This is a genomic window from Streptomyces sp. NPDC091282 (assembly GCF_044757385.1).
GTDB classification, from domain to species: Bacteria; Actinomycetota; Actinomycetes; order Streptomycetales; family Streptomycetaceae; genus Streptomyces; species Streptomyces gramineus.
Genome location: NZ_JBIVUX010000005.1, coordinates 456,818 through 480,560 on the forward strand (window position 1 = coordinate 456,818; position 23,743 = coordinate 480,560).

Consider the following 23,743-nt stretch of genomic DNA (forward strand, 5'->3'; position numbering starts at 1 on the left):
GCACGGGCGCCACGCGGAACACTCCCATCCCGACCCAAACCCCTCCCGTGACCCCCGCTTTGCAGGCGCAGCGGTTAACGTGCTGACGTAAGTGGACCTGGGGACAAGGGGGAGGGCCGATGCCCGGAACCGTGCTGCTGCTCGCGGCCTCGCCGACGGGCAAGGGGTGCCTGGTGGACGCGGCCTCCGTGCTCCCCGTGCTCGCGGCCGTGCCCCCGGCGATACTGTCCGGCACCGACACCGCCAACGTCGTGGAACTCGCCGACCCGCTGGAGCCGCAGGCCGTGCTGACCCGGCTGCGCGCCGCCGCGGCCGCCCCGGGCCCGCTCACCGTGTTCGTCACGGGCCAGCTCCAGCTGGACCGCAGGCAGCGGCTGCCGCATCTGGCGCTGGCCCGGACCACGCCCGCCACCGTCCGCTACACCGGCCTGCCCTGGCACTGGATCCGCGAGGAGCTGCGGCTGCGGCCGGCCGGGGCGACCACGCTCGTCCTGGACCTGCACGCCGACCACGAGACCTGGGAGCTGCTGCGCGGCGCCCCGCTGGACTCCGGGCGCAACAACGCGGTCTACGGGCGGATCGCTCCGCCGCCGGCCCGCCGTGAGGTCGCTTCGCCTTCGTACATGAAGGCGGTGGCGACCGTGCTGCGCAGCGGGCACCGGCCGCCGCTCGCGCTGCTGCACCAGCAGGTGCTGGCGCGGCTCGGCGCCGAGGCCGCGGCCTGTGTTCTGCTCAGCACCCGCACCGCGGACAGCGGGGATCCGCACGACGCCATCAGCGAGGCCGCGCGCGGCGGCCGGTACGCGGAGGCCGACGGGCTCGCCGCCCGCTGGGAGGAGGCCGCCGCGCGGGCGCACGGACCGGCCTCCGAGGACGCCCTGCACTGGTCCGAGGTACGGGCCGACCTGGCGATGTTCGCCGGGGACGCGGCCCGCAGCTGCCGGACCTGGCTGACCGTCGCGCACGTCCGGCTGGCCGCCGGGCAGCCCGCCGACGCGCCGGCCGTGGAGACGGCCGCGGACCGGGCCCACCACCAGTGGGGGGCCATCAAGGACGCGGCGCGGGCCCGTGAACTGGGACCCGCGCTCGCGGAGTTGAGACTCAGGGTGCCGGGCCGCCGGGAAGGTGCGCTGGAGAACGTCCAGCAGCACCTGCGGCAGCTTCAGACCAGCTGAGGCACTAGTTCGTGAAGGTGAAGTACTTCCAGGCGCCGTAGGTCGTGGAGTTGACGGTGTCGCCGGAGGTGCCGTTGATGTAGTCGGAGCGGACCCGGAAGCGCCAGCCGACGTCCTGCTTGTGGTTGCCGGTGATCTCCACCTGGGAGATGCCGCTGGTGGCCAGCGCGAAGTACTTCGAGGTGTCCGCGTACCAGCGGCCCTGGTAGTAGACCTGGAAGTCGAAGCGCTGCGCACGGCCGCCGTAGTACGGCATCTTGGTCGTGAACCGCGGGTTCCTGGTCTTGTGGAAGAAGGCGTAGGTCTGGCCCCACGTCTTCTTCGTCTTGTACTGGCCGCTCGCCGTCATCGAGATGCTGACCTCGGCGCCCACCGAACTGGACACCGACCGCGGCGCCCAGCGGGCGTCACCGGTGAACTTCGCGGTGACCTTGGTGTCGCGCTTGAGGTCCAGGGTGACGGAGAGGTTGCCGTGCGCGTCGGCCTTGCCCGACGTGACCAGCTTGTTGGGCTTGTCCGCGCCGAACGGGTCGGCCCAGATCTGCACCGAGCGGTTCTTGTACGTCGTACCGAGGTGGGCGGTGAACTTCACGTCCTGCCCGTACGCGTACACCTTGCCGTTGTTGTTCAGCGTCAGCGTCGGTACGGCGCGGGAGACGTCCACGGTGTCCTTGCCGGAGGCGGCCGCGTGCTCGCCGTCGCCCGCGTAGGAGACCTGGTACGTCACCTTGCCGCCGGCCGGCGGGGTGTCGGTGAACGAGTAGCCGCCGTCGGCGCGGACGGTGACGGCGGGCAGTGCCTTGCCGTTCGGCGAGTCGAGGTCGGTGCGGGTGACGGCGACCCGGGTGCCGGCGGGCAGCGCGGCCGTCGAGGAGACCGTGCCGGTGACGGTGAGCTGCTTGGCGCGGGCGGCCGTCGCCGGGGCGTTCACCGTGACGGTGGTCGCCGCCCGGCCCGGGGTGTCGTACCCGTGCAGGGTGTACGCGCCCATCCCGTCGTAGGCCACCGCGAACAGGCGGGAGCCGTCCGGCGCCCAGGCCAGTCCGCCGGCGGCGAGCAGCGTGTTGGAGTCGCCGAGCTCGTAGTCGCGGACGGCCTCGCTGCTGCCCGGGTGGAAGATGTAGATGTCCGGGGCGTACGAGGAGTCGGTGCCGCCGGCGACCGTGCCGTCGGGGGCGATGGCGACCGCGTTCGGGTAGTTGGTGCTGGTGTACTTGCCGTCCTCGTTGAGGTCGGAGGTCTTGAACACCTGCTGGTAGTACGGCGCTCCGCTGGCCACCACGACGTCCTTGCCGTCGGGGGTGACCTGGAGGTCGCCGAGGTTGCTGCCGGCCTCGCGGGTGTAGGCGAGCCGGGTCGCGGTGCCCGACGAGACGTCGTAGGAGGCCAGTTCGACCGGGCTCTGGTCGGGTTCGCCCGCGACCAGGGTGGCGGAGCCGGGCGCCGCGTCCAGGAGCGGCGCCTCGTACCACCGGTCGTCCTGGCCGAGCGTGACCTCGTGCCGGTCGTCGGTCAGGTCGACCGAGCCGATGTCGCCCTGGGTGGCGCCGCCGTAGCCGAACCACAGCCTGCCGCCCGCGAGGGCGACGCTGCGGGGCTTGTCGCCGACCGCGTACCGGGCGGTCTCGGTGTCGGTCGCGGTGTCGATCACGGCGACGGCGTCCAGGTCCTGGACGGCCGCGTAGAGCGTGCCGGAGTCCGCGGACAGCTCCAGGCCCGAGACCCCCGAGAGGTTCGCGGTGAGCTGCTTGAGCACGGCGCCCGAGTAGTCGGTGACGACGATCTTGCCGTTGCTCGGGTCGCTGACGAAGACCTGCCGGTGCACGCCGTCGACGACGATGTCACCGGTCGACCTGATCGGCAGCGGAGCGCCGGTGTCGGCGAAGGCCGGTGTGGTGGCGGCCAGCGCCGCGGAGCTGAAGAGGACCGCGAGAGCGGTGGCGGCCGTGACGGTGCGGGTGCGCATACGCACGCTGATTCGAACCCCCCGGATCGAACGAAATGGGCGTCACAGGGGCGCGGCCTGCGTGTTGTGCGTGCGCTGTGGGCCGCGTGTGACGGATGTGAGGAAGACTAGGTCATGCCACTGACAATCAGCACCGGGATTGCCCGCCGGCCGGGACGCGTCAGCGCGGCGCGTGTTCGGCGGTGACCGGCGTGGTGGAACGGGGGGTGTCGTCCGTCGCTCTGGCGGGGCCGGCGTTGGCCGCGGTGATGAGCGCCGCCACGGCGATCACGGCGGCTGCCACACTACGGACGGTCGGGGTCCCCCCGATCGAGCGCAGCCGGGAGTGGGGGAGTGCGGTGGGGCGTGCGGATGTGCGTCCGAGCACGGCGACCTCGCAACGACAGGGGCGGGTTAAGCGTGTTTAATCCGCCGTTTAACCTAGGGGCTGACAGAGCTCAACGGCAAGGGGTCCAGGGGGAGTTGGGGGCGAGTGACAGAATGCAGGAACGGGACGATCCGGAGACCATCGGGCGGCGGGTGCAGCACCTGCGCACCGAACGGGGTCTGACCCAGCGCCAGCTGGCCGAACCGGCCTACACGCCGGCCTACATCTCCACCCTGGAGGCGGGCCGGGTGCGGGCCTCCGACGAGGCGCTGCGGCACATCGCGGGACGGCTCGGCATCGGTTTCGAGGAGCTGGCCAGCGGGCGCCCCGCCCACCTCGCCACCGACCTCAGGCTGCGCCTCACCGAGGCGCAGCGCACCCTGGCCACCGGCGCGGCCGAGGAGGCCGCAGGACTGTACGCGGCCCTCCTGGAGGAGGCCGAGGCGCACGGGCTCGCGATCGAGCAGGCGACGGCGCTGCTCGGGCTGGGCGAGTGCGCCCTGGACACCGGTGAGCTGGGACGGGCCCGGGAGTTCTTCGAGCGCGCCGAGCTGTGGACCGCGCAGGAGCCGCTGCCGGTGCGGGTGCCGGCGATCCGCGGCCGGGCGGTCAGCCACTACCTCGCCGGCGAACTGCGGTACGCCGTCTACCTCCTGGAGACCACGCTCGACGAGCTGAACCGCGGCGGCCTGCACGACCCCGACGCCCTCCTGCTCCTGTACGCCTCCGCCATCGGCCCGTACATGGACATGGGCGCCCACGCCCGCGCCGCCCAGGCCGCCGAACTCGCCCTCGCCCTCGCCCCGCAGGCCGGCGACCCCGCGCTGATCGCCCGGATGCACCGCTCCGTCGCCCGTACCCTGCTCGCCGAGGGCCGGGCCGCCGAGGCCGACGCCTCACTGGCCAAGGCCGCCGAGCTGTACCGCCAGCTCCAACTGCGCACCGAACTCGCCAACTGCCACTGGATGCGCGGGTACGTCTGTGCGCAGAACGGCGAACTGGAGCGCGCGGAAGCGGAGTTGCGGGAAGCCCTCGCGATGCTGTCGGAGACCCGGGCGGCCCTGTACCGCAGCCAGGCGGCCGTGGAACTGGCCGACGTGCTGCACCGCCGGGGCAAGTCCGAGGAGGCCGCCGCGCTCCTGCACGACGTGCTCGGCGACTTCTCCTCCGAGCGCGGCGCGGTGCACGCGGCCGCCGCGCACCGCCTGCTCGGCATCATCGCCGAGGACGCCCGGGAGACGGAGGCCGCGGAGGAGCACTACGTCCGCGCGCTGAGCCTGCTGGAGCGGGCGGGCGCCGCCGGTGACCTGGCGGACCTGTGCCGGCTGCTGGGCGACCTGCTGCGCCGCTCCGGCCGGGTGGAGGCGGCCCTGGACGCGTACCGCACCGGCCTCGGCCACCGCACGGCCCCGGGCACCACCACCCTGGGCCCGGCTCCGGCCCAGCCGCCGCTGTAGGGGCGCCGCACTGGACCGTTCGGCCCAGGAACCGGCATTCACCGGTGGGCGGGGGGAACCCTCCGCCCATGCACATCGATCTGACAGGACGTACCGCGCTGGTCACCGGCTCCACGCAGGGCATCGGCGCGGCCATCGCCGAAGGACTCGCCCGGGCCGGCGCGCGGGTGGGGGTCAACGGCCGTGACGAGGGCCGGGTGGCCGAGGCCGTAAGGGCGCTGGCCCGGCGGGTCCCCGGCGCCGACCTGGTGCCGGTGGCCGCCGACGTCGCCACCGACGAGGGCGCCGACCGGGCGCTGGAACTGCTGCCCGCGGTGGACGTCCTCGTCAACAACCTGGGCGTCTTCGGGGCCGCCGACCCGCTGGAGCTCAGCGACGACGAGTGGCGGCGCTACTTCGAGGTCAACGTGCTCGCCGCGGTGCGCCTGACCCGGCTGTACCTGCCGGGCATGACCGGGCGCGGCTGGGGCCGGGTGCAGTACATCGCCAGCGACTCGGCGGTGGTCATCCCGGCCGAGATGATCCACTACGGGATGTCCAAGACCGCGCTGCTGGCGGTGAGCCGCGGGTTCGCCAAGAAGGCGGCCGGCACCGGCGTGACGGTGAACTCGGTCGTCGCGGGCCCCACGCACACCGCCGGCGTCGAGGACTTCGTGTACGAACTGGTGGACCGGGAGCTGCCCTGGGAAGAGGCGCAGCGCACGTTCATGCGCGAGCACCGGCCGCAGTCCCTGCTGCAGCGCCTGATCGAACCGGAGGAGATCGCCCACATGGTCGTCTACCTCAGCTCCGAGCAGGCGTCGGCGACCACCGGCGGCGCCCTGCGGGTGGACGGCGGCTACGTCGACGCGATCCTGCCCTGACGCTCGCTAGGCCTGGGCCCGGCCCTGTTCGCGGACCTGGGCGAGGCGCTGGACGCCGATGTCCAGGGTCTCCTCGGCGGTGCGGTCCGGGAGGGTGCCGAGGGCGCCCGCGGTCAGGACGATCGCGTCGTCGCCGACGCGGACGACGGCGATGTCCACGGTGAGGGTGGTGGGGTCGTCGTCCGTCGACGGCTGCGTGGTGAGGGTGACCCGCAGCCCCTGCCGGGCCTCGCCGACGGTGCCGAGCCCGGAGTCGGCGACCTGCACGGTCTCGGTCCCGGCCGCGGTCGTCTGCGCGCTGAACTGCCCGCAGGTGCCGGGCACCGCCCGCAGCCAGGCCAGGGTCCGGTCCACGTCGGCGGCGCGGCTCGCGTAGACCTGGTAGCGGAGCTGGGCGTCGTCGTCGCCGTCGTCGAGGACGGCGACGGCGTGCGGGCCGGCCGGTGTGAGCAGTTCGTCGGCGTACAGGGCGTCGAGCAGGCGCTGGCAGTCGGGCTGCGCGGTGCCGGCCTTGAGGAGCCCGTCGTGCCAGGTGGCGGTGGAGTCGCCGGCCGTCCACGGCACCCCGAGGTCGCCCGCGTCGATCAGCGCGGCCTGCGCCTGGTCGGGGGTGAGCGCCGGGACGCCGGGCGAGGCGGCCGGGCTGGCGGGCGCGGGGCGCTCCGCCGCGGTCGCGTTCGCCGCCGGGGAGGCGCCCGCGGCGGGCGGCTCGGGCGGCCGGGCCGCCGTACAGGCGCCGGTGGCGAGCAGCGCGGCGACGGCGAGACCGGAGGCGACGATTCTCATGGCGGGGCCTCTTCGGTGACGGGAGTGGTGGACGCGTGAGATCACGCCATCACCCCTGCCGCCCGCTCACCACCGCTCCGGTCCGTCCGGGTGAGCCGCGTGCCACCCCGTGCCGGACGGGCCGCCGGCGGCCGGTCGTAGAGTCGGGCCGACAAAAGGAGTCCCCGTGACCGCTCAGCCCATCCCTGTGATCATCGACTGCGACACCGGGGTCGACGACGCCCTCGCCCTGCTGTTCGCCGTCCGGCACCCGGGCATCGACCTGCGGGCCGTCACCTGCGTGGCCGGGAACACGGACGTGGACGGCGTGGTCCGCAACACGCTGACCGTGCTGGAACGGGCCGGGGCCGGGGACGTACCGGTCGCTCGCGGTGCCGAGCGGCCGCTGATCGAGGCGGCCCGGTCGGCCCGGCACGTGCACGGCACGGACGGCATGGGCGACCTGGGACTGCCCGCGCCCGCCCGCCGCCCCGCCGACGTCGACGCCGTGACCCTGCTGCGCCGCGAGATCCTCGCCTCGCCCCGCCCGGTCACCCTGGTCCCGACCGCGCCGCTCACCAACATCGCCCTGCTGCTGCGCACCCATCCCGAGGTCACCCGCAACATCGAGCGGATCGTCTTCATGGGCGGCGCGGTCGCCACCGGGAACGCCACGCCGGTGGCCGAGTTCAACGTCTGGCACGATCCGGAGGCCGCCGCGATCCTGCTCACCGCGGGCGTCCCGATCACCATGTACGGCCTGGACGTCTTCCAGCGGGTCGTGGTGCCGGGCGCGGACGTCCGCAGGCTGCGCGCGAGCACCGAACCCGGCGCCCGGCTCGCCGGTGACCTGCTGGCCCACCGGCCCGCCGCCCCCGACCCGGACGGCGACGACCCGGACGGCGGTCTCGGTGACGCGGGCGCGGTCTGCGCCGTCGCCGACCCGGCCGGACTGACCACCCGCCACCTGCCGGTCGAGGTCTCCCTGGCCCCGGGAGCGACCCGCGGCCAGACCGTCGTCGACCGCAGGCCGCGGCCGGGCGAGGCCGAGATCCACGGCGCCGGCCGTGAACGGGCCATGGTGGACGTGGCCCTGGACGTGGACGTGGCCCGCTACGTGAAGCTGTACCTGGAGACGGTCGCCGCCTAGGGCTGTCCGGCCGGACGGCGGCGACCGGCGGCGGGTGGCCCGGACGCGTAGGCCCCGGCCGTCGTGGACGGCCGGGGCGTGTCGTGCGGGGCCCGGGGTCAGGCGCGGGTGGCCTTGCGGCGCCGGGTGGCGACGACGATCGCCGCGCCGCCGGCCAGCAGCACGGCCGCGCCGCCGGCGATGAGCGGGGTGCTGGAGTCGGCGCCGGTGTGGGCCAGGTCGCCGCCACCGCCGGAGTTCGTGCTCGGGGCGGGCGCGGGGGCGGTCGTCGACTCGGAGGCGGCGGCCGACGGGGTGGCCGTGCCGGTCGACTCGCTCGCCGACGGCGACGGGAGCTGCGAGGACGGCGGGGTGGTCGCGCCGGCCGGGGTCGACTCCGAGGCGGACGGCGAGGGGGTCGAGGACGGGGACGGCGAGGAGGACTCGCCGGTCGCGCAGTCCTTCGTACCGCCGTTCCAGGACGCGATCAGCTTGTCCTTGATGACCGCGTGGTCCGGGCCGGCCGGCAGGTCGCCGTGGACGAAGCCGTCCTTCGCGTCCTTCTCGCCGTCGAACTTGACCGCGCCCCGGTACAGGTCGATCTGCGCGAAGCAGCCGGCGTCCGGGACGGCGATGTCGAGGGAGTCGCTCTGGCCCTGCTGGACCGTCACCGAGTCGAAGTCCACGAAGACCTGCCGGCCGGAGGTGGCGAAGGTGGCGCCGTGGGCCAGGTAGGAGGCGAGCGAGGCGGTGCAGCTCGCGGCACCGGCGGCGGCCCGCACCTTGAGGTGCACCTTGCCGTCGGCGGAGACCTTCAGGTTCTGGTCGTCGACCTTCACCGAGTCGAAGAAGTCCGTGCCGTCGACCGAGAACTGGCACTTGTCGGTGCCGGTCTCGGTGCCGGCTCCGGTGCCGGGGCTGTAGTGGCCGCCGGACTTCCAGCCGTCACCGCCCGGGGCGCCGCCGTGCGCGAAGGCGCCGGACGCCCCGGCGACGGAGGCGGCGCACAGGGCGAACGACGCGAGGCCCGTCCCCAGCAGGCGGTGCGCGGTGAGATGTCTGGCTATGGACATGGATATCCCGTCGTGGATCTCGCGAGGAGGGCAGCGGAGGCTGCGGAAGGCGAAGAGACACCAGGCTCACTGGTCACATGCGCCACGGTGTGCGCCCATGGTCGTGTGGCGCGGTGAAGCCTGTCAACCTGCGGTGAATCAAGGGGTGTTCGGCGATCGTCACCACTCCTGCACACAGGGAATGATCCACTCCGGTCGGTGCGAAGGTTCACTTTCCCGGCACTGTGGACAGACTTGTCCTCGGTTTTCCCGCTCGGATTCCGTCCCCGCCGAAAGGAACGCGCGTGGCCGACCTCTCCTCCCGCAACCCCGACTGGTGGCGCCAGGCCGTGATCTACCAGGTGTATCCGCGCAGCTTCGCCGACGCGGACGGCGACGGGCTCGGTGACCTGCGGGGCATCACCCAGCGCCTCTCCCACCTGGGCACGCTCGGCGTGGACGCCCTGTGGCTCAGCCCGTTCTACCCGTCCGAACTGGCCGACGGCGGCTACGACGTCGCCGACCACCGGGACGTCGACCCGCGCCTTGGCACCCTCGACGACTTCGACGCACTGGCCGCCGAGGCGCACCGGCTGGGCCTGAAGGTGATCGTCGACATCGTCCCGAACCACACCTCGCGCCTGCACCCCTGGTTCCAGGAGGCCCTGCTCGCCGGTCCCGGCTCGGCGGCCCGCGAGCGCTACGTCTTCCGGCCCGGCCGCGGCGAGCACGGCGAACTCCCGCCCTCCGACTGGCGGTCGGTGTTCGGCGGCAGCGCCTGGCAGCGGGTCCCGGACGGCGAGTGGTACCTGCATCTCTTCGCGCCCGAGCAGCCGGACCTGAACTGGGACCACGAGGAGGTCCGCGCCGACTTCCGCACCACCCTGCGGTTCTGGTCCGACCGGGGCGTCGACGGCTTCCGCGTCGACGTGGCGCACGCCCTGGTGAAGGACCTCGCGCAGCCGCTGCGGGACGTGGCGGAGTTCGGCGCGACCGGCGAGGAGGCGCTGGAGCGGGTGCCGCCCGGCACCCATCCCTACTGGGACCGCGACGGGGTGCACGAGATCTTCCGGGACTGGCGCCGCGTCTTCGACACCTACACCCCGCCGCGCACCGCCGTCGCCGAGGCCTGGGTGCCGGGTGCCCGCCGGGTCCTGTACGCCCGCCCGGACGAACTCGGGCAGGCGTTCAACTTCGAGTACCTGCAGACCCCGTGGGACGCGGACGCGCTGCGCGAGGCGATCACCGGCTCGCTGGCCACCGCCCGCGCGGCCGGTGCCTCCGCCACCTGGGTGCTCTCCAACCACGACGTCGTACGGCACGCGTCCCGGCTGACGCTGCCGCCGGGCACGGACGAGAACGCGTGGCTGCTGTCCGGCGGCCGGGCGCCGGAGATCGATGCCGCTCATGGCCTCCGCCGGGCCCGCGCCGCCACCCTGCTGATGCTGGCGCTGCCCGGTTCGTCGTACGTCTACCAGGGTGAGGAACTCGGCCTGCCCGAGGCGGCGGACCTGCCCGAGGGCGTCCTCCAGGACCCGGTCTGGGAGCAGACGGGCCATGCCCGCAAGGGCCGTGACGGCTGCCGGGTGCCGCTGCCGTGGACGCCGGACGGGCCGTCGTACGGCTTCGGGTCCGGCGGTGCCTGGCTGCCGCAGCCGGCGTGGTTCGGGTCGTACGCCGTCGCGGCCCAGGCCGGTACGGCGGGCTCCACCCTGGAGCTCTACCGCACCGCCCTGCGGCTGCGCCGCAAGCTGATCGAGGGCGAGACGCTGGCCTGGGCCGAGGCACCGCGCGGGGTGCTGCACTTCGCCCGGTCGGACGGCTGGCGGTGCGTCACGAACGTGTCGCACGCGCCGGTGCCGCTGCCGCCGGGCGAAGTGCTGCTGGCCAGCGTGCCGCTGCCGCTGGACGGCACGCTGCCGCCCGACACCACGGTGTGGCTGGGCGCCTGACGGGGTCAGCCGGCGGTGGGACTGGCGCCCGGGGTCACGTTCACCCCGGTGGTGGGGCCGGTCCCGTCCCCGGTCCCCGCTCCGGTGCCGACCCCGGCACCGGAGCCGGTGAAGCCCTTCTCGCCCGGCAGGGCCGGCGGGCTGGTCGTGCTGTTGACCGGCGGGGTGAGGACGACCTGCGGCTGGCCGCCGTCCGGCGGCGGCGGGGTCAGGTCGGTGGCGGGCAGCTTCGGCGGGGTCGTCTCCTGGAAGAGGACCGAGGGGAAGTCGACCAGTCCGGTCTGCTCCATCACCGTGATGTGGTCGAGGACCGTGGCGTTGGCCTGGTCGGCCAGGATCCGCACCAGGGTGTTGCGGGTGGTGGAGCGGATCTTGGCGATGGTGTTGAAGATCGACCCGTGCGTGACCCGCAGGATGTTCGCGAAGTCGGTGTCGAACTTCTTGCCGCTGTCCGCGGTCAGGGTGTTGACGAACCCCTGCTGCTGCGGGGAGGGCAGGTTCGGGATGGCGATGTTGAGCATGGGCGCGATCTTGCGGCAGCTGGCGTCCAGCGCCGCGTGACCGTCGATCAGGTGCTTGCTCGCGGTGATGACCGCCTGGCTCTGGCCCTTCTTCAGGCCGAGCTGGCCCACCGGGTACTCCCACAGTCCGGCCGCGCGCACCTTCACCACGAAGTCGCGGTCGCCCTCGGTCAGGGGTCCCCACTGGGTGTTGGCGATCACCCGGTTGGTGTCGCTGGATACGGTGTTCACGCCCAGCATGCTCGGGTAGGCGAGCGCCACGAGGGTGATGCTCAGCGCTCCGCCCACGAAGAGCGTTCCCGTCGCGTTCCGCGAAAAGCGCACCGGTGCCTCCTGCCGGTCAGTGGTCCCGCGCAGGGGCGGGGTAGGTCACCGGTGAATACGGATGCGGGAAGCACCGGAAACCTTTTGGTTTGGCAAAGAAATTGTGAGGGCCTGCTCTGCCCGGAGCCCCGTCTTCCCATGTCTTGCCCAGGGGAAGGTGATGACTTCCCCTGGTGAATGTGGCCATGACAAAGGCGGGCCTAGCGTCGCGGTATGCCCCCACAGCCACCCTCCCCGCGCCTCCCCCGCGGCGCCGCTCCCGGCCGGGGCCCCGGCCCGGCCGCGCTGCCCGTCCTTCCGTACCGCAAGCCCACCAAGGGCCGCGACTACTGGGTCTTCGACGACGTCCTGCCGGACGTGGACGCCGTGCGCGAGCGCTGCCTGGCCAAGGACGACTGGGTCCAGGGATACCCGTACACCTCGGAGACCTGGCCGGGACTGCGCACCATGCCCGGCCTCGAGCCCGCCGAACTCGCCGTCGTGGAGGGCCTGGTGCGGCAGGCGACCGGCGCCGGGAGGCTGTGGGTGCAGCAGGCGCCCGGCGGCGGCACCCTCAACCACAACTGCGTCCAGGTCGTCGGCGAGGGCGAGAGCGAGCCGCGCCCGCACACCGACTCGCGGTCGCTGTGCCGGTACGCGGCGGTGCTCTACCTCAACCCCGGTGTCGCCAAGGACTGCGGCACCGCCTTCTACCGCCAGTCGCTGCCCGGCGGCCGGCTCGGCGGCAACATCGTGCAGGCCCCGCACAACAACCTCGTGGAGGCGCTCGGGACCCGGTTCGTGCCGGGCGACCACTTCGAGGAGGACGTCCGGGTCCCGCACAAGTACAACCGGCTGCTCCTCTACAACGCCAACCTCGTGCACAGCGCGACCCGTTACGCCGGGAAGACGCTGGAGGAGAAGCGCATGACGGCGGTCTTCTTCTGGATGGCCTGACACCCCGCGGGAGACGACGGGTGGCCGCGGTCCGTAACGGCGGGCGTGACACGACCACGACGGTCCCGTGACGGCCGGCCCCGAACTTCGCCGTCCGGGGCCGCATCGAAAGAGGTGTCCGGCAGAGAGCCGGGAAGGACACCACCGCTGGGGGACCCCATGTCGAACCGCCGCCGCAACCTCCGCAGGACCGCCGCCGCCCTGGCCGGCGCCGCCGCGCTGATGGCCGCGCTGACCGCGTGCGACGGCACCGCGTCCGGCTCCGTCACCTCCGACGGCGGCACGGCGGCCCCGGCGGCGGGCGACTCGGCCCGTGGCACGGCGGGTTCCGACGGCTCCACGGGCTCGTCGAACCCGGCCGGCTCCACCGGCTCCACCGGCTCGAACGGATCCACGGGCTCGGGCGGTTCCGCCGGCTCCGGGGCCGCGCAGGCCGGGAACACCAGCGGCTCGGGCCGCGGCACGGGCGGGAGCACGGGTACGGGCGGCTCGGCGGCCGGGGGCGGCTCCGCGACCGCCGCCTGCCAGGCCTCCGGGCTCGGCTACTCCTGGGCGGACACCGGCAGCGGCAGCGGTCAGAAGCACGCCGTCGTGGCGCTCACCAACAAGAGCGGCCGCACCTGCACGCTCTACGGCTTCCCCGGCGTCGACCTGGTCGACGGCGGCCGGCAGTGGTCGCTGCGGCGCACCGACGCCACCCCGCAGCGGGTCACCCTGGCGAGCGGCGCCGCCGCCCGCTTCACCCTCACCTACCTGCCCTCCGACGCGGGCGACTCCACCGCCTTCACGCCGACCACGGTCGTCATCACCGCGCCGGACCAGCGCACCTCGTACGACCTGCCCTGGCACGGCGGTCCCGTGGTGCTCCAGGACGGCGCGACCCACCCGGGGACCTACGTCGGCCCGGTCGGCCGGTGACCCCTCGGGCCGCGGGGAACCGCTTCACCCGTTCGGCGTAACCCCCGTGGTGCGGTGCCGAGGGCGGCCGGATCGTCGTACCCATGACACAGCAGACGCATCCGGCGCCGGCACCGGCGCCCGCCCCGAACAGCGGCTGGGCCACCGGCGGGGTGGTCTTCGCGGGGGTCCTCCTGCTGATGAACGGCATCTTCGCCATCCTGCAGGGCATCTCCGCCATCGCCACCGACGACGTGTACACCCGCATCCACAACTACGTCTACAAGATCAACCTCACCGGGTGGGGCTGGATCCTGGTGATCCTGGGCGCGCTCGGCGTCATCGCCGGTGCCGCCCTCCTCAAGGGCGCTCCCGGCTGGGCCCGCGGCGTCGGCATCTTCCTGGCCGCGCTGAGCATGGTCGCCCAGTTCCTGTTCCTGCCCTACGCCCCGCTCTGGGCCCTCATCATGATCGGCATCGACTTCTTCGTGATCTGGGCACTGGCCCTGTACCGGCCCGAACACGCCGCACACGTCTGACACGCGGTCATCCCGGGGCGCGGACAGGGCGGAAGCCGGTGCGGCCGGTGGAGCCGCCGGGCCCCGCGGACGGCTCGGTGCCGGACGTGGCGCCGTGGCCCCGCCGCGCCGTCCGGCCAGCGATAATCCCCCCATGGCACCCCCCACCCCCGCCGAACTCCCCCGCCGCGCCGGGGCCGTCGCGTGAGCGTCGGTCTGTCCGAACTGCACCGGCGTCTGCTGCCCGGCCTGCTGTCCGCCGGGGCCGCCTATCCGCTGGCCCTGACCGGCGACTACGCGGCCCTGGCCCACGGCCTGCTGGACCGGCCCGGCCGCACGCTGGAGGCCGCGACCCAGCACCCGGCACCGATGCGGACCATCGCCGAGACGGTCGCCGCGGTCCTGCGCGACCACGGCTGGCAGGTGAGCAGACGCGAGACGGACCCGCTCTCCGCGCAACTGATCGTCACCGACACCGTGTCGGAGGAGGCCGGCGAGGTCGACCTCCTCAAGGAGGCCCTGTGGCACCCGCCGGTCCGTACCGAACTCGGCCTGACGCTGTCCCTGGCGGACACGGTCGGCATGCGGGTCTGGGCGCTGACCGACCGCGGCCTGCCCCGTGACCTCCTCGTCGTGCACGCGGCGGCGGACCGCTGGAGCCTGCCCGACCTGGAGGACCTCGGCCGCCGCCACGCCCGCGACACCTTCGACCTGACCGACCTCCAGGCCCGCCTGACCGGCACCGACTGGATCGACGACCGGCAGTTCACCGCGTACGGCCTGGACGAGCCGGCGGTCGCCGACCTGCGGCACTGGGCCCAGGCCTGGGCGGACGACATCGCGGAACGCCTGATGGAGGCGCAGCCGCCGGAGGAATGACACCCGCGCGCGACGGCTACGCGGGCCCGCCGCGGCGCCCGTCGTCCGGCTCCGGCGACGCCAGGAACTCCACCACCGCCAGGGCGGCCAGCAGGCACAGGGCGATGCCGACGACCACCCAGCCGGTGGGGTAGGACCACAGCAGCCAGACCACCAGGGCCACGACGACCAGGAGCCGGCCGATCCAGGCGTGGTGGCGGCGGACGAAGGGGCCGACCGGGCCGGTCCGCAGACCGGCGTGGCCGGCGGTGGACCGCACCGCGCCGATCCCGGCCGACCACAGCCGCCGTACCAGCCCGGCGTACCGGCCGGGACCGGTGAGCCAGGCGCCCAGGGCGACCACCACGGCCACGGCCACGACCATCCGCACGGTGGTCCGCAGGAAGTGCACCAGCGCGTCGTAGACGGCGGCGGCCGCGCCCGGGGAGACGCCCGCGGGCAGCCGGTCCAGGTAGAACGTGCGGAACACGCTCAGCCCGATGCCGAGGAGCCCGGTGGCGACCGCGACGCCTGCGCAGCCCGCGACCAGGGCGCGGCGGCGCCGGACGCTGAGCAGCACACCGGCGGCGATCAGCAGGACGGCCAGCACCGGCAGCCAGTTGCCCGCGAGTTGCAGCAGCCGCAGGTACGTCCGGTACCGGGCGATCTGGTCGGACCGCGCGAGGGTGAAGTCGGTGTGCACGCTGGGAATGTGCTCGGCGGGGGTCAGGCCCGCGTCGACGAGCCGCTGCTTGACCTGGTCGACGAGCGGGCCGAGGTCGAGGGTGACGGTGTCGTCGGTGAGCCGGACCGCACCGCCGCCGCTGCCGGTGAGCGCCTTGTCGAGGCTGCTGTGGATCCGGCGGTTGGCGTCGGTCCAGACGGTCCTGAACGCGTCCGACGCGGCGGCCTTGCGGGCCTCGTCGTGGACGAGGCTGCGGACGGCCCCTTCGAGCGCGCCGCCCAGCCTGCCGCCGAGCGCCTGCTGCAGCCGGGGCCGGTCCGCCGGGGTCACGTCGGCGAGCAGCGCGGGCAGGTCGAGGCGGCTCATCAGCGCGTCGGTGGCCCGGTTCGCGACCGCGTCCTGCACGGCGGGGTCCGAGGCGAGCGGGCCGACGGTGGCGACGTAGCGGCCGGTGTCGCCCACCACGTCGGCGGCCCACGCGGCGACGACGGAGAGCGGGGCGAGGAGACAGCCGAGGACGACGAGGACGGCACCGAGCAGGGACCGGCCGCGGTGCCGCGAGGTCCGCCGCGCCCGCTCGTCCTCCAGCGCCGTCAGCCGTCCGCGCAGTTCCTCCCACTCGGCCCGCTCGGACCCGGCGTCCGCCATCCGTGCCTCCTCCTCGCCGACGACCGGGCCGCGTGCCCGGCGCGACGGGACGCGCCGCGCGCGGGCGTGCCGGACGCCGGCGCGGGCACGACGCCCACCACCACCCTCACCCGCCCCACCCCCGCCCACGAGCCCACGCCACCCACCCGGGTGACACGGCCCCCGTCACCGGCCCGGATGCCGCGGCCCCGCGTCCCGGGTCCGCGGGTGCGGCCGGAGCGGAATCTCCGGCCGCCCCGGCCGGAACACGTGTGAAGCGGGCGGTGGCGCGGTACGGAGCTACGTACGTCCTCGTCGCGCCGGCCGTCAGGAGTCACGTCGTGAGCAGCATCGCCATCGTGGGAGCCGGGCCGGGGCTGGGGGCCGCCGTCGCCCGGCGGTTCGGGCGGGAGGGGCACCGCGTCGCGCTGCTCGCCCGCGACGCGGACCGGCTCGCCGCGCTGGCCGAGGAACTCGCCGGCCTCGGTGTCGAGGCCCGCGGGTACCCGTCCGACGTACGGGATCCGCTCGCCCTCGCCGGCGCCCTGGAGCGCGCGGGTGAGGAACTGGGGACCGTCGAGATCCTGCAGTACAGCCCGGTGCCGCAGCCGGACTTCATGCGTCCCGTCCTGGAGACCACCCACGCGGACCTGCTCGGGCCCGTCGAGTTCTCGGTGTACGGGCCCGTCGCCGCGGTGCAGCAGGTGCTGCCGGGGATGCGCGAACTGGGCCGCGGGACCGTCCTCCTGGTCAACGGCGGCACGGCCGTCATTCCGCACCCGGACCGCGCCGGTACCTCCGTCGCCTTCGCCGCCGAGAGCGCCTACGGGCACCTGCTGCACGACGCCCTCGCCGGCGAGGGCATCCACGTGGCGCAACTGGTGATTCCCGGGGCCATCGTCGAGGGACACGCGCGCAAGGACCCCGCCGTGCTCGCCGACACGCTTTGGGCCATCCACCGGGACCGGCACGGCTTCCGGCACTACGCCGACGACCTCGACGGATAGCGCGGCGCAGGAGGTTCCGCCGGGCGGGACGAGCGAATCTGCGCGAACATCATTTGTGGGCCGATATGGCGTTCGGCGCGATTGCTCCTCTCAAGGGGCCAGCGATGGCTAAAGGGGGCCAGCGATGGCGGTGGAAATACCTCCTCTCCTCAAGCCCTCCCGGCTCAGAAGCCGTGGAGGCCTGCTCGGTGAGTGCCTGGCGGAGTTCCTCGGGACCTTCGTCATCCTCGCGTTCGGAGCCGGTTCCGTCGCGATGGCGGTGGCCGCGCTGCCGGGCTCGGGCCGGGCGGCGACACCCACGACGATCTTCCTGGCCGCCGGTGACTGGCTCCTCATCGCCTGGGGCTGGGGCCTGGCCGTGACCTTCGCCATCTACGTGGCCGGCGGGGTCAGCGGCGCCCACCTGAACCCGGCGGTGACGCTCGCGTTCGCCGTGCGCCGCAGGTTCCCCTGGGCGAAGGTGGTGCCCTACTGGGCGGCACAGGTCCTCGGCGCCTTCGCCGGCGCCGCGTTGGTCTTCCTCGTGTACCACGACGCCATCAACGCGTTCGACGCCGCGTCGCAGCCGCCGAAGGTGGGCGGGCACACCGAGGCCACCTTCTCCATCTTCGCGACCTTCCCGGCGCCGTACTTCCACGGCGGGATCTGGGGGCCGCTGATCGACCAGATCGTGGGTACCGCGTTCCTGGTCATGTTCGTCGTCGCGGTCATCGACCTGCGCAACACGGCCGTCGGGTCCAACCTCGGCCCGTTCATCATCGGCCTGGCGGTCGCCGCCATCGGCATGTCCTACGGCGCGAACGCCGGCTACGCCATCAACCCGGCCCGCGACTTCGGTCCGCGGGTGCTCACCTGGCTGGCCGGGTGGAAGAGTCTCGCGTTCCCGGGCAACGGCGCCGGATTCACCGGCTACTGGTGGATCCCGATCGTCGGCCCGCTGGTCGGCGGCGTGATCGGGGTGCTGATCTACGACCTGTTCATCGGTGACGTCCTGCACGCCCGCCTGAAGCGGGGCCAGTTGCCTGAGCCGGGCCGGACCCGCCCGACCACGGACGAGCCGTAGCCGGAGCGGGACGCGCGGCGGTGGTGGACGGCGGTCAGGGCCCGGGTTTCTCCGGGCCCTCCTCGCCGGCCTGTTCGCCCAGCCGCCGGACCAGCTGCCGGGCCTTGGAGACCCCGGTGTCGATCTGGTCGCCGTACTTGCCGTCGGTGTGCCGGTCGGCGAGGTCGCCGGCCTTCTCCAGGCCGGTCTCGATGGCGTCGCCGTGTTCCTCGGCGACGTCCTTCGCCTTCTCGGCCGCCTTGCCCGCCAGGTTCTTGAGTCCGTCCAGTCCATCGAACATGCGGGAATGGTCTCCGGCGCGGGCCGTCCGGGGCAAGACCGCACCCGGGGCGACCTGCGGGGCGTGCGGCGTCCGGCGGGGCGTGAAAGGAGCGCCCGGGCGTCTCCCGCCACCGGTGACGGTGGAGACTCGTCGGGCAAGCACCGCCATCCACCTCTGGAGACGACGCCATGAGCATCAGCCCTCTGCTGGCCGGACTGACCGGGAAGCTCCCCGAACTGCGGGCGCTGTACGAGGATCTGCACGCGCATCCGGAGCTGTCCTTCCAGGAGGAGCGGACCGCGGCCGTGGTCGCGGAGCGGCTGCGGGACCAGGGCTGGGAGGTCACCGAGCGGGTCGGCGGCACCGGAGTGGTCGGGGTGCTGGCCAACGGTGAAGGACCCGTCGTGCTGCTGCGGGCCGACATGGACGCGCTGCCGGTGCGGGAGGAGACCGGCCTGCCGTACGCCTCCGAGAACGACGGGGTGATGCACGCGTGCGGGCACGACATGCACGTCGCCTGGCTGCTGGGGGCCACCGACCGGCTGGCGGCGGTCCGGGAGGGCTGGCGCGGGACGGTGGTGGCGGTGTTCCAGCCGGCCGAAGAGGTGGGCGGTGCGCCGAAGATGCTCGCCGACGGGTTCGCCGAGCGGTTCCCGCGGCCGGACGTGTGCCTGGCCCAGCACGTGGCCGCCGCGCCCGCCGGGCTGGTCGGGACCCGGGCGGGGGCGCTGATGGCGGGCGCGGACAGCCTGCGGGTCACGCTGTTCGGGCGGGGCGGGCACGGGTCCACGCCGGAGGCCACCGTCGACCCGGTGGTCATGGCGGCGGCCGTGGTGATGCGGCTGCAGACGGTCGTCTCCCGCGAAGTCGGCGCGGGCCAGCAGGCCGTGGTCACGGTCGGCTCGATCCACGGCGGCACCAAGGAGAACATCATCCCGGACACCGTCGAGCTGAAGATCAACGTACGGTCGACCACGGCGGCCGTGCGGGAACGGGTGCTGGCGGCGGTCGAGCGGATCGTCCGGGCCGAGGCGGCGGCCTCCGCCGCGCCGCGGGAACCGGAGATCGTCCCCATCGACTCCTTCCCGGTCACCCACAACGACCCCGCCGCCACCGAGGCCGTACAGGCCGCGCTGGCCGCCGAATTCCCGGGCCTGACGTTCGAGTTGACCTCGCCGGTCCCCAACAGCGAGGACTTCGGCGCCTTCGGCACGGCCCTCGGGGTCCCCTCGGTGTTCTGGTTCGTCGGCGGCGCCGACCACCGGCTCTTCGTGGACGTCGACCTGGAGGCGCTGGTCCGCGACGGCATCCCGCCGCAGATCCCCTCCAACCACTCCCCGCACTTCGCCCCCGCCCAGGAGCCCACCCTGGAGACGGGCGTCCGGGCCCTGCTCGCGGCGGCCGGCCACTGGCTGGCGCCCTGACCCCGGCCGCGGCCGCTACCCGCGCCGGGCGCCCTGCTCCAGTGCCGGGCGCAGGTCCGCCCGGCGGCGGATGCCCAGCTTCTTGTACGTGTGCGTGAGATGGGTCTCGACGGTACGGCGGGCCAGGTGGAGCAGTGCCGCGATCTCCACGTTGGTGCGTCCCTCGGCGGCGAGTTCGGCGATCCGGCGCTCGCTGCCGGTCAGGGAGCCGGCGCCGGTCCGGCGCCGGGGGGAGCGCGCGCCGCCCTTGCGCAGCAGTTCCTCGGCCAGCTCCGCCAGCCGCAGGGCACCGAGCCGTTCGGCGTGTTCCACGGCCTCCCGCAGACGGTCCCGGGCCCGCGCGGCCTCGCCCGCGGCGGTCAGCTGGCGGCCCAGCGCGAGCAGCGCGCGGGCCGGTTCGGTACCGGCGGGCCCGCCGCCGCGCAGCACCGCCACGGCCTCCTCGGCGAGTTCGAGCCCCCGGCGGCCGCCGGTCGCGGTGCCGAGGACGCGCAGGGCCCGGCCCACCGTGCGCGGGGTGTCCCAGATCCGGGCCAGCCGCAGTTCCTCCTCGGCCAGCGCGATGGCTTCGAGGGGACGGCCCAGGGCCAGCCGGCACTCGGCGGCGGCCGTCCGCCAGGGGGTGACCACCGGGCTGTGGACGTCACGGGCCGACTGGCGGCGGCCGCACTCCAGGAAGTCGTGCAGCGCCGCCGCCGGATCGCCGTCGGCGGCCCGCACCACTCCCCGGGCGTAGAGGTACCGGTTCAGCTCCCAGGAGTCGGCCGCCTCCCGCAGGTCGAGGCCGGCCACCAGCTCCGCGGCCTGCGCGGTACGGCCGGTCTCCACCAGCGCGACCAGGATGTGCGCGTGGGCGTTGCCGGGTGTGACCGTCTCCGGCGCGGCCACCGGGTCCGTGAAGTCGGCGCGGGCCGCGGCGATGTCCCAGCGGCTGTTGATCAGGGCCTGGTGCATGGGGTGCAGCAGGTCGGGGCGCTGTCCGGCCAGGCCGCGGTCCACCAGCCGGGCGGCCTCGTCGAGTTCGTCGGCCCACTGGGCGACCGTCGCCGCGGTACCGACCAGGAACGGCTCGGTGAGCGGGTCGGTGGGTTCGGCGAGCAGCGCGCGCAGCCGCCGCATGGCGTCCCGGGCGGAGACGAGGCCCGCGGAGGCCGCGTGCCGCACCAGCAGGGCCTGCCCGGCGGAGCCGACCAGCTCGGGGGAGTGCTCGGCGGTCTCGGACAGCCTGCGGTAGACCTCCTGCCGGATCTCCTGGTCCTGGTCGGACAGGAGGACGGTGGCGGTGTGCAGGGTGCGCACCAGGTCGGGGTGGTCGTTCAGTTCGCCGTCCACGGACCGCAGCACCTCGACGGCCCTGCGGGTGCGGCCCCGGCCGGTGAGCGCGGTGCCGAGGGCGACGGCCGCCCGGACCCGGTCCTGCGGGGGTGCGGGCAGCCGGACCGCCTCGGCGAGCCGCGGGATCGCCGCGGAGGAGCGCGGCGCGGCGTACTCCAGCGAGCCCAGCTCGGTCAGCAGCCGCTGCCTTCGGTCGTCGGACAGGGGTTCGTCCAGGGCCCGGCGCAGGTAGCCGACCGCGTCCTCGGCGCGGCCGTCGAACAGGGCGAGCGCGGCGGCGTCCTGGAGCAGGGACACCGCCCAGGGCGCGGTCACCGGTCCGGTCGCGAGCAGCTGCCGGGCCACCGTCTCGGCGGGCGCGTCGTGACGGAGCATCGCCTCGGCGACCCCCCGGTGCACGGCCCGGCGGCGGGCCGCGGGCACACCGGCGAGGACGGCGTCGCGCAGCAGCGGATGCGGGTAGCGCGGACGGCAGTCGGGGCCGGGGGTGAGCAGCCCGAGGTTGGTCATGGCGGTGAGCCACCCGGCCACCCGCGTCGGATCGGCGCCGGTCAGCTCGGCGAGCAGCGGCGTGATGTCGATGTCGGGCAGCACGGCACCGGTGTTCTCCTCCAGGACGGCGAGGGCACGGGCCACCTCGGTGGTGGCCGGCCCCGCACTGTCCAGCCACCAGCGCACGGCGCCCGGGTAGGCGCCCGGGTACAGCGCGGCGGTGGCGGTGGGCACCGCGGGGTGCCGGGCCTCGCGGAGGTCGTCCAGCAGGGCGCGCAGGAGCAGCGGACTGCCGGCGGCGGCCCGCACGCAGTCCTCGACCCAGGTCCGGTCCGCGCCGGGGAAGGCGTCGCGGACCCGGCCGGCCGCGGCCTCCGGGGTGAGCGGGGCCAGGGTGTGGGTGCGCACGAGGGCCGGCGGAAGGGTGTGGGCGAAGCCGGGGGCGGGCGGGTCCAGGTCGTACTGGCTGCGTTCGCCGACGACCAGGAGGATGGGTAAGCGGTCTATGTGGCGGGCGGACTCCACGAGCCAGCGGCGGGAGGGGCCGTCCGCGAGGTGCACGTCGTCCACGGCGACGAGCAGCGGCGAGTCCTCGGCGTAGGCGCGCAGCACCCGCCACAGTCCCGCGGCGGTCGCCCGCTCGTCGCCGTCCACCGCGAGGTCCGCGAACTCCGGCACCGGGCCGAGGAGTTGCAGGACGGTGGCGAAGGATATGCCGGTGTCGGCGGGCGAGCAGCGGGCGTGCAGCGTCCGCAGGCCGAGGGCGGGGGCCTGCCCGGCGACGGCCTCCAGGACGGTGGTGCGGCCGGTCCCGGTGGCGCCCCGCAGCAGCACGAGGCGGCCGGCCCCGGACCGGGTGCGGGCGGCTTCGCCGGTCAACAGGTGCATGGCGTCGACGAGTTCAGGGGAAGATTGCATCATTCCTGGCTCCTCGCGGTGCGCTGGCGGGTTCGGGCGTCGCCCGTGGGGTTAGAGGCGGCGGCAGCGGGACAGGTTCGGGGGAGCCCTGGCGGGCGGCGGTTTTGTTGCCGGGTCGGCACAATCGGGTCGTCCCGGACCGTGGTTGGCCGCGGGTGCGTCGTGGCCGTTCGCGCAGTTCCCCGCGCCCCGGAAGGGGCGCGGGGAACTGCGCGAGCAACCCCCACCGGCCCGCGGTGGACCACGGTACGAAGCCACCCCGTATCTCGTGGTCCATCTCGTGGTCGTCCACGATTGCCGTTGCCCCTTTGGTCCCCTCAGGCTGGGTACTCCCGCCCGTCACCGTTCCCTCAGGGGTGACGGGCACGTGGACATAGGGGAAGCGGTTGGCCAGCAACAGCTCACCGGCGTCGGTCACCCGTACGCCCGTCGCGGTGTACGCACCGGACCCGATCTCCCGTGAGGGTGCGCTCAGCCAGCTGCGCCGGCACCCGGAGATCGAGCTGCGCGAGGAGTCCGAGACCGGCCCCGGCACGGTGGCCCTGCTCATCAGCGACGGCCTCGGCGAACCCGAACTGACCAGGCTGCGCAGGGTCGTGCGCAGCGAGGGCGCACGGGCGGTGCTCGTGGTCGGGGCCCTGCGCGAGACCGAACTGCTCGACGTCATCGAGTGCGGGGTCGGCGCCATCGTCTGGCGGCACGAGGCCACCGAACTGCGCCTGGTGCAGGCCGTGCTCGCGTCCGCGCGCGGCGACGGCGACCTGCCGGCCGACCTGCTCGGCCGGCTGATCAACCAGGTCGGCACCTTGCACCGTAACGCCGCGGGCCGTCCGGGCGCCCCGGCCTCCGGGCTGTCCGCCCGCGAGGTGGACGTACTGCGACTGGTCGCCGAGGGCCTCGACACCGGTGAGATCGCCAGCAAGCTGTCCTACTCCGAGCGCACCGTCAAGAACGTCATGCACGGGCTGACGACCCGGCTGCACCTGCGCAACCGGGCACACGCCGTGGCCCATGCCCTCCGGGAAGGCTACATCTGACCGAAGGGGCAGCACGCACCGGTTCCCGGGCAACGTGGTGTGCCCGGCCGTTCCTGCGGGCGCGGCGGGGCCGGAGGGCAGGATGGGACATGAGTGCGGACAGGTCCATGGGG

The 23,743-nt window shown here is 74.2% G+C and carries 21 protein-coding genes; 13 read left to right on the forward strand and 8 right to left on the reverse strand.

What is annotated here, in order from left to right:
- The first annotated feature begins 119 nt into the window (after positions 1 to 119).
- Positions 120 to 1,175 (forward strand): hypothetical protein, encoded by a 1,056-nt coding sequence (locus tag ACIQOE_RS25455; RefSeq protein ID WP_351316800.1) that lies wholly within the window; start codon positions 120 to 122, stop codon positions 1,173 to 1,175.
- A 4-nt stretch (positions 1,176 to 1,179) separates the two neighbouring features.
- Here the strand turns inward: ACIQOE_RS25455 and ACIQOE_RS25460 are convergent, their stop codons facing one another.
- The gene (locus tag ACIQOE_RS25460) at positions 1,180 to 3,141 is read right to left on the reverse strand and encodes an Ig-like domain repeat protein (RefSeq protein WP_401413914.1); all 1,962 of its coding nucleotides are present in this window, start codon (positions 3,139 to 3,141) and stop codon (positions 1,180 to 1,182) included.
- 160 nt (positions 3,142 to 3,301) lie between these two features.
- On the reverse strand, positions 3,302 to 3,424 hold the full coding sequence (locus ACIQOE_RS25465; RefSeq protein ID WP_351316805.1) for a hypothetical protein: 123 nt from the start codon (positions 3,422 to 3,424) through the stop codon (positions 3,302 to 3,304).
- Positions 3,425 to 3,621: 197 nt separating this feature from the next.
- On the opposite strand from ACIQOE_RS25465, the gene ACIQOE_RS25470 reads away from it, so the two are divergent.
- Together ACIQOE_RS25470 and ACIQOE_RS25475 are read left to right on the forward strand one after the other, a co-directional pair.
- Complete coding sequence (locus tag ACIQOE_RS25470) at positions 3,622 to 4,965, forward strand: helix-turn-helix transcriptional regulator (RefSeq protein ID WP_365565166.1); 1,344 nt, start codon at positions 3,622 to 3,624, stop codon at positions 4,963 to 4,965.
- Between the two features lie 68 nt (positions 4,966 to 5,033).
- Positions 5,034 to 5,828, forward strand: coding sequence for an SDR family oxidoreductase (locus tag ACIQOE_RS25475; RefSeq protein ID WP_351933518.1), 795 nt, complete (start codon positions 5,034 to 5,036; stop codon positions 5,826 to 5,828).
- A 6-nt stretch (positions 5,829 to 5,834) separates the two neighbouring features.
- Here the strand turns inward: ACIQOE_RS25475 and ACIQOE_RS25480 are convergent, their stop codons facing one another.
- Positions 5,835 to 6,614 (reverse strand): hypothetical protein, encoded by a 780-nt coding sequence (locus ACIQOE_RS25480; protein WP_401413916.1) that lies wholly within the window; start codon positions 6,612 to 6,614, stop codon positions 5,835 to 5,837.
- Between the two features lie 166 nt (positions 6,615 to 6,780).
- Between ACIQOE_RS25480 and ACIQOE_RS25485 the strand changes: the two genes are divergently transcribed.
- Positions 6,781 to 7,743, forward strand: a complete 963-nt coding sequence (locus tag ACIQOE_RS25485; protein ID WP_351933522.1) for a nucleoside hydrolase — start codon at positions 6,781 to 6,783, stop codon at positions 7,741 to 7,743.
- A gap of 98 nt (positions 7,744 to 7,841) precedes the next feature.
- Here ACIQOE_RS25485 and ACIQOE_RS25490 read toward each other — a convergent pair whose 3' ends face one another.
- A complete protein-coding gene (locus ACIQOE_RS25490) occupies positions 7,842 to 8,795 on the reverse strand; it encodes an LAETG motif-containing sortase-dependent surface protein (protein WP_401413918.1) in 954 nt (317 codons plus the stop codon).
- A 284-nt stretch (positions 8,796 to 9,079) separates the two neighbouring features.
- Here ACIQOE_RS25490 and ACIQOE_RS25495 point away from each other — a divergent pair, with 284 nt between their 5' ends.
- Positions 9,080 to 10,726, forward strand: a complete 1,647-nt coding sequence (locus tag ACIQOE_RS25495) for an alpha-amylase family glycosyl hydrolase (RefSeq protein ID WP_351316820.1) — start codon at positions 9,080 to 9,082, stop codon at positions 10,724 to 10,726.
- A gap of 5 nt (positions 10,727 to 10,731) precedes the next feature.
- Here ACIQOE_RS25495 and ACIQOE_RS25500 read toward each other — a convergent pair whose 3' ends face one another.
- Positions 10,732 to 11,535, reverse strand: a complete 804-nt coding sequence (locus ACIQOE_RS25500) for a DUF4142 domain-containing protein (protein ID WP_351317843.1) — start codon at positions 11,533 to 11,535, stop codon at positions 10,732 to 10,734.
- Positions 11,536 to 11,784: 249 nt separating this feature from the next.
- Here ACIQOE_RS25500 and ACIQOE_RS25505 point away from each other — a divergent pair, with 249 nt between their 5' ends.
- The 4 genes from ACIQOE_RS25505 to ACIQOE_RS25520 all read left to right on the forward strand — a co-directional run bounded on the left by ACIQOE_RS25505 (position 11,785) and on the right by ACIQOE_RS25520 (position 14,801).
- The gene (locus ACIQOE_RS25505; RefSeq protein WP_351316823.1) at positions 11,785 to 12,507 is read left to right on the forward strand and encodes a DUF6445 family protein; all 723 of its coding nucleotides are present in this window, start codon (positions 11,785 to 11,787) and stop codon (positions 12,505 to 12,507) included.
- A 159-nt stretch (positions 12,508 to 12,666) separates the two neighbouring features.
- Positions 12,667 to 13,425 carry a DUF4232 domain-containing protein gene (locus ACIQOE_RS25510; RefSeq protein WP_365560892.1) on the forward strand — a complete coding sequence of 253 codons (759 nt, stop codon included), beginning with the start codon at positions 12,667 to 12,669 and terminating at the stop codon, positions 13,423 to 13,425.
- Between the two features lie 83 nt (positions 13,426 to 13,508).
- Complete coding sequence (locus ACIQOE_RS25515; protein ID WP_351316829.1) at positions 13,509 to 13,943, forward strand: hypothetical protein; 435 nt, start codon at positions 13,509 to 13,511, stop codon at positions 13,941 to 13,943.
- A gap of 183 nt (positions 13,944 to 14,126) precedes the next feature.
- Entirely contained in the window at positions 14,127 to 14,801 is a 675-nt protein-coding gene (locus ACIQOE_RS25520) for a hypothetical protein (protein WP_401413921.1), read from the forward strand.
- A 16-nt stretch (positions 14,802 to 14,817) separates the two neighbouring features.
- On the opposite strand, the gene ACIQOE_RS25525 is transcribed toward ACIQOE_RS25520, so the two are convergent.
- Positions 14,818 to 16,113: a hypothetical protein gene (locus ACIQOE_RS25525; protein WP_401413923.1), complete on the reverse strand. Its 1,296-nt coding sequence runs from the start codon at positions 16,111 to 16,113 to the stop codon at positions 14,818 to 14,820.
- Between the two features lie 320 nt (positions 16,114 to 16,433).
- On the opposite strand from ACIQOE_RS25525, the gene ACIQOE_RS25530 reads away from it, so the two are divergent.
- Positions 16,434 to 17,099, forward strand: a complete 666-nt coding sequence (locus ACIQOE_RS25530) for an SDR family NAD(P)-dependent oxidoreductase (protein WP_365560881.1) — start codon at positions 16,434 to 16,436, stop codon at positions 17,097 to 17,099.
- A gap of 124 nt (positions 17,100 to 17,223) precedes the next feature.
- Positions 17,224 to 18,162, forward strand: a complete 939-nt coding sequence (locus tag ACIQOE_RS25535) for an MIP/aquaporin family protein (protein ID WP_351933537.1) — start codon at positions 17,224 to 17,226, stop codon at positions 18,160 to 18,162.
- A 34-nt stretch (positions 18,163 to 18,196) separates the two neighbouring features.
- On the opposite strand, the gene ACIQOE_RS25540 is transcribed toward ACIQOE_RS25535, so the two are convergent.
- Positions 18,197 to 18,442, reverse strand: coding sequence for an antitoxin (locus ACIQOE_RS25540; RefSeq protein WP_351933539.1), 246 nt, complete (start codon positions 18,440 to 18,442; stop codon positions 18,197 to 18,199).
- Positions 18,443 to 18,612: 170 nt separating this feature from the next.
- Between ACIQOE_RS25540 and ACIQOE_RS25545 the strand changes: the two genes are divergently transcribed.
- Positions 18,613 to 19,848: an amidohydrolase gene (locus ACIQOE_RS25545; RefSeq protein ID WP_401413926.1), complete on the forward strand. Its 1,236-nt coding sequence runs from the start codon at positions 18,613 to 18,615 to the stop codon at positions 19,846 to 19,848.
- A gap of 15 nt (positions 19,849 to 19,863) precedes the next feature.
- Here the strand turns inward: ACIQOE_RS25545 and ACIQOE_RS25550 are convergent, their stop codons facing one another.
- Positions 19,864 to 22,596, reverse strand: coding sequence for a LuxR C-terminal-related transcriptional regulator (locus tag ACIQOE_RS25550; RefSeq protein WP_401413928.1), 2,733 nt, complete (start codon positions 22,594 to 22,596; stop codon positions 19,864 to 19,866).
- Between the two features lie 383 nt (positions 22,597 to 22,979).
- On the opposite strand from ACIQOE_RS25550, the gene ACIQOE_RS25555 reads away from it, so the two are divergent.
- Positions 22,980 to 23,630, forward strand: coding sequence for a response regulator transcription factor (locus ACIQOE_RS25555; protein WP_351316856.1), 651 nt, complete (start codon positions 22,980 to 22,982; stop codon positions 23,628 to 23,630).
- Positions 23,631 to 23,743 lie beyond the last annotated feature (113 nt).

What these genes read in the sequence shown, in the direction of transcription:
- ACIQOE_RS25550 (WP_401413928.1), bottom strand. Translation starts at nt 22,596, where the DNA reads ATGATGCAATCTTCCCCTGAACTCGTCGACGCCATGCACCTGTTGACC.
- ACIQOE_RS25490 (WP_401413918.1), bottom strand. Translation starts at nt 8,795, where the DNA reads ATGTCCATAGCCAGACATCTCACCGCGCACCGCCTGCTGGGGACGGGC.
- ACIQOE_RS25470 (WP_365565166.1), top strand. Translation starts at nt 3,622, where the DNA reads ATGCAGGAACGGGACGATCCGGAGACCATCGGGCGGCGGGTGCAGCAC.
- ACIQOE_RS25525 (WP_401413923.1), bottom strand. Translation starts at nt 16,113, where the DNA reads ATGGCGGACGCCGGGTCCGAGCGGGCCGAGTGGGAGGAACTGCGCGGA.
- ACIQOE_RS25540 (WP_351933539.1), bottom strand. Translation starts at nt 18,442, where the DNA reads ATGTTCGATGGACTGGACGGACTCAAGAACCTGGCGGGCAAGGCGGCC.
- ACIQOE_RS25510 (WP_365560892.1), top strand. Translation starts at nt 12,667, where the DNA reads ATGTCGAACCGCCGCCGCAACCTCCGCAGGACCGCCGCCGCCCTGGCC.
- ACIQOE_RS25535 (WP_351933537.1), top strand. Translation starts at nt 17,224, where the DNA reads ATGGCGGTGGAAATACCTCCTCTCCTCAAGCCCTCCCGGCTCAGAAGC.
- ACIQOE_RS25460 (WP_401413914.1), bottom strand. Translation starts at nt 3,141, where the DNA reads ATGCGCACCCGCACCGTCACGGCCGCCACCGCTCTCGCGGTCCTCTTC.
- ACIQOE_RS25545 (WP_401413926.1), top strand. Translation starts at nt 18,613, where the DNA reads ATGAGCATCAGCCCTCTGCTGGCCGGACTGACCGGGAAGCTCCCCGAA.
- ACIQOE_RS25475 (WP_351933518.1), top strand. Translation starts at nt 5,034, where the DNA reads ATGCACATCGATCTGACAGGACGTACCGCGCTGGTCACCGGCTCCACG.
- ACIQOE_RS25515 (WP_351316829.1), top strand. Translation starts at nt 13,509, where the DNA reads ATGACACAGCAGACGCATCCGGCGCCGGCACCGGCGCCCGCCCCGAAC.
- ACIQOE_RS25480 (WP_401413916.1), bottom strand. Translation starts at nt 6,614, where the DNA reads ATGAGAATCGTCGCCTCCGGTCTCGCCGTCGCCGCGCTGCTCGCCACC.
- ACIQOE_RS25505 (WP_351316823.1), top strand. Translation starts at nt 11,785, where the DNA reads ATGCCCCCACAGCCACCCTCCCCGCGCCTCCCCCGCGGCGCCGCTCCC.
- ACIQOE_RS25455 (WP_351316800.1), top strand. Translation starts at nt 120, where the DNA reads ATGCCCGGAACCGTGCTGCTGCTCGCGGCCTCGCCGACGGGCAAGGGG.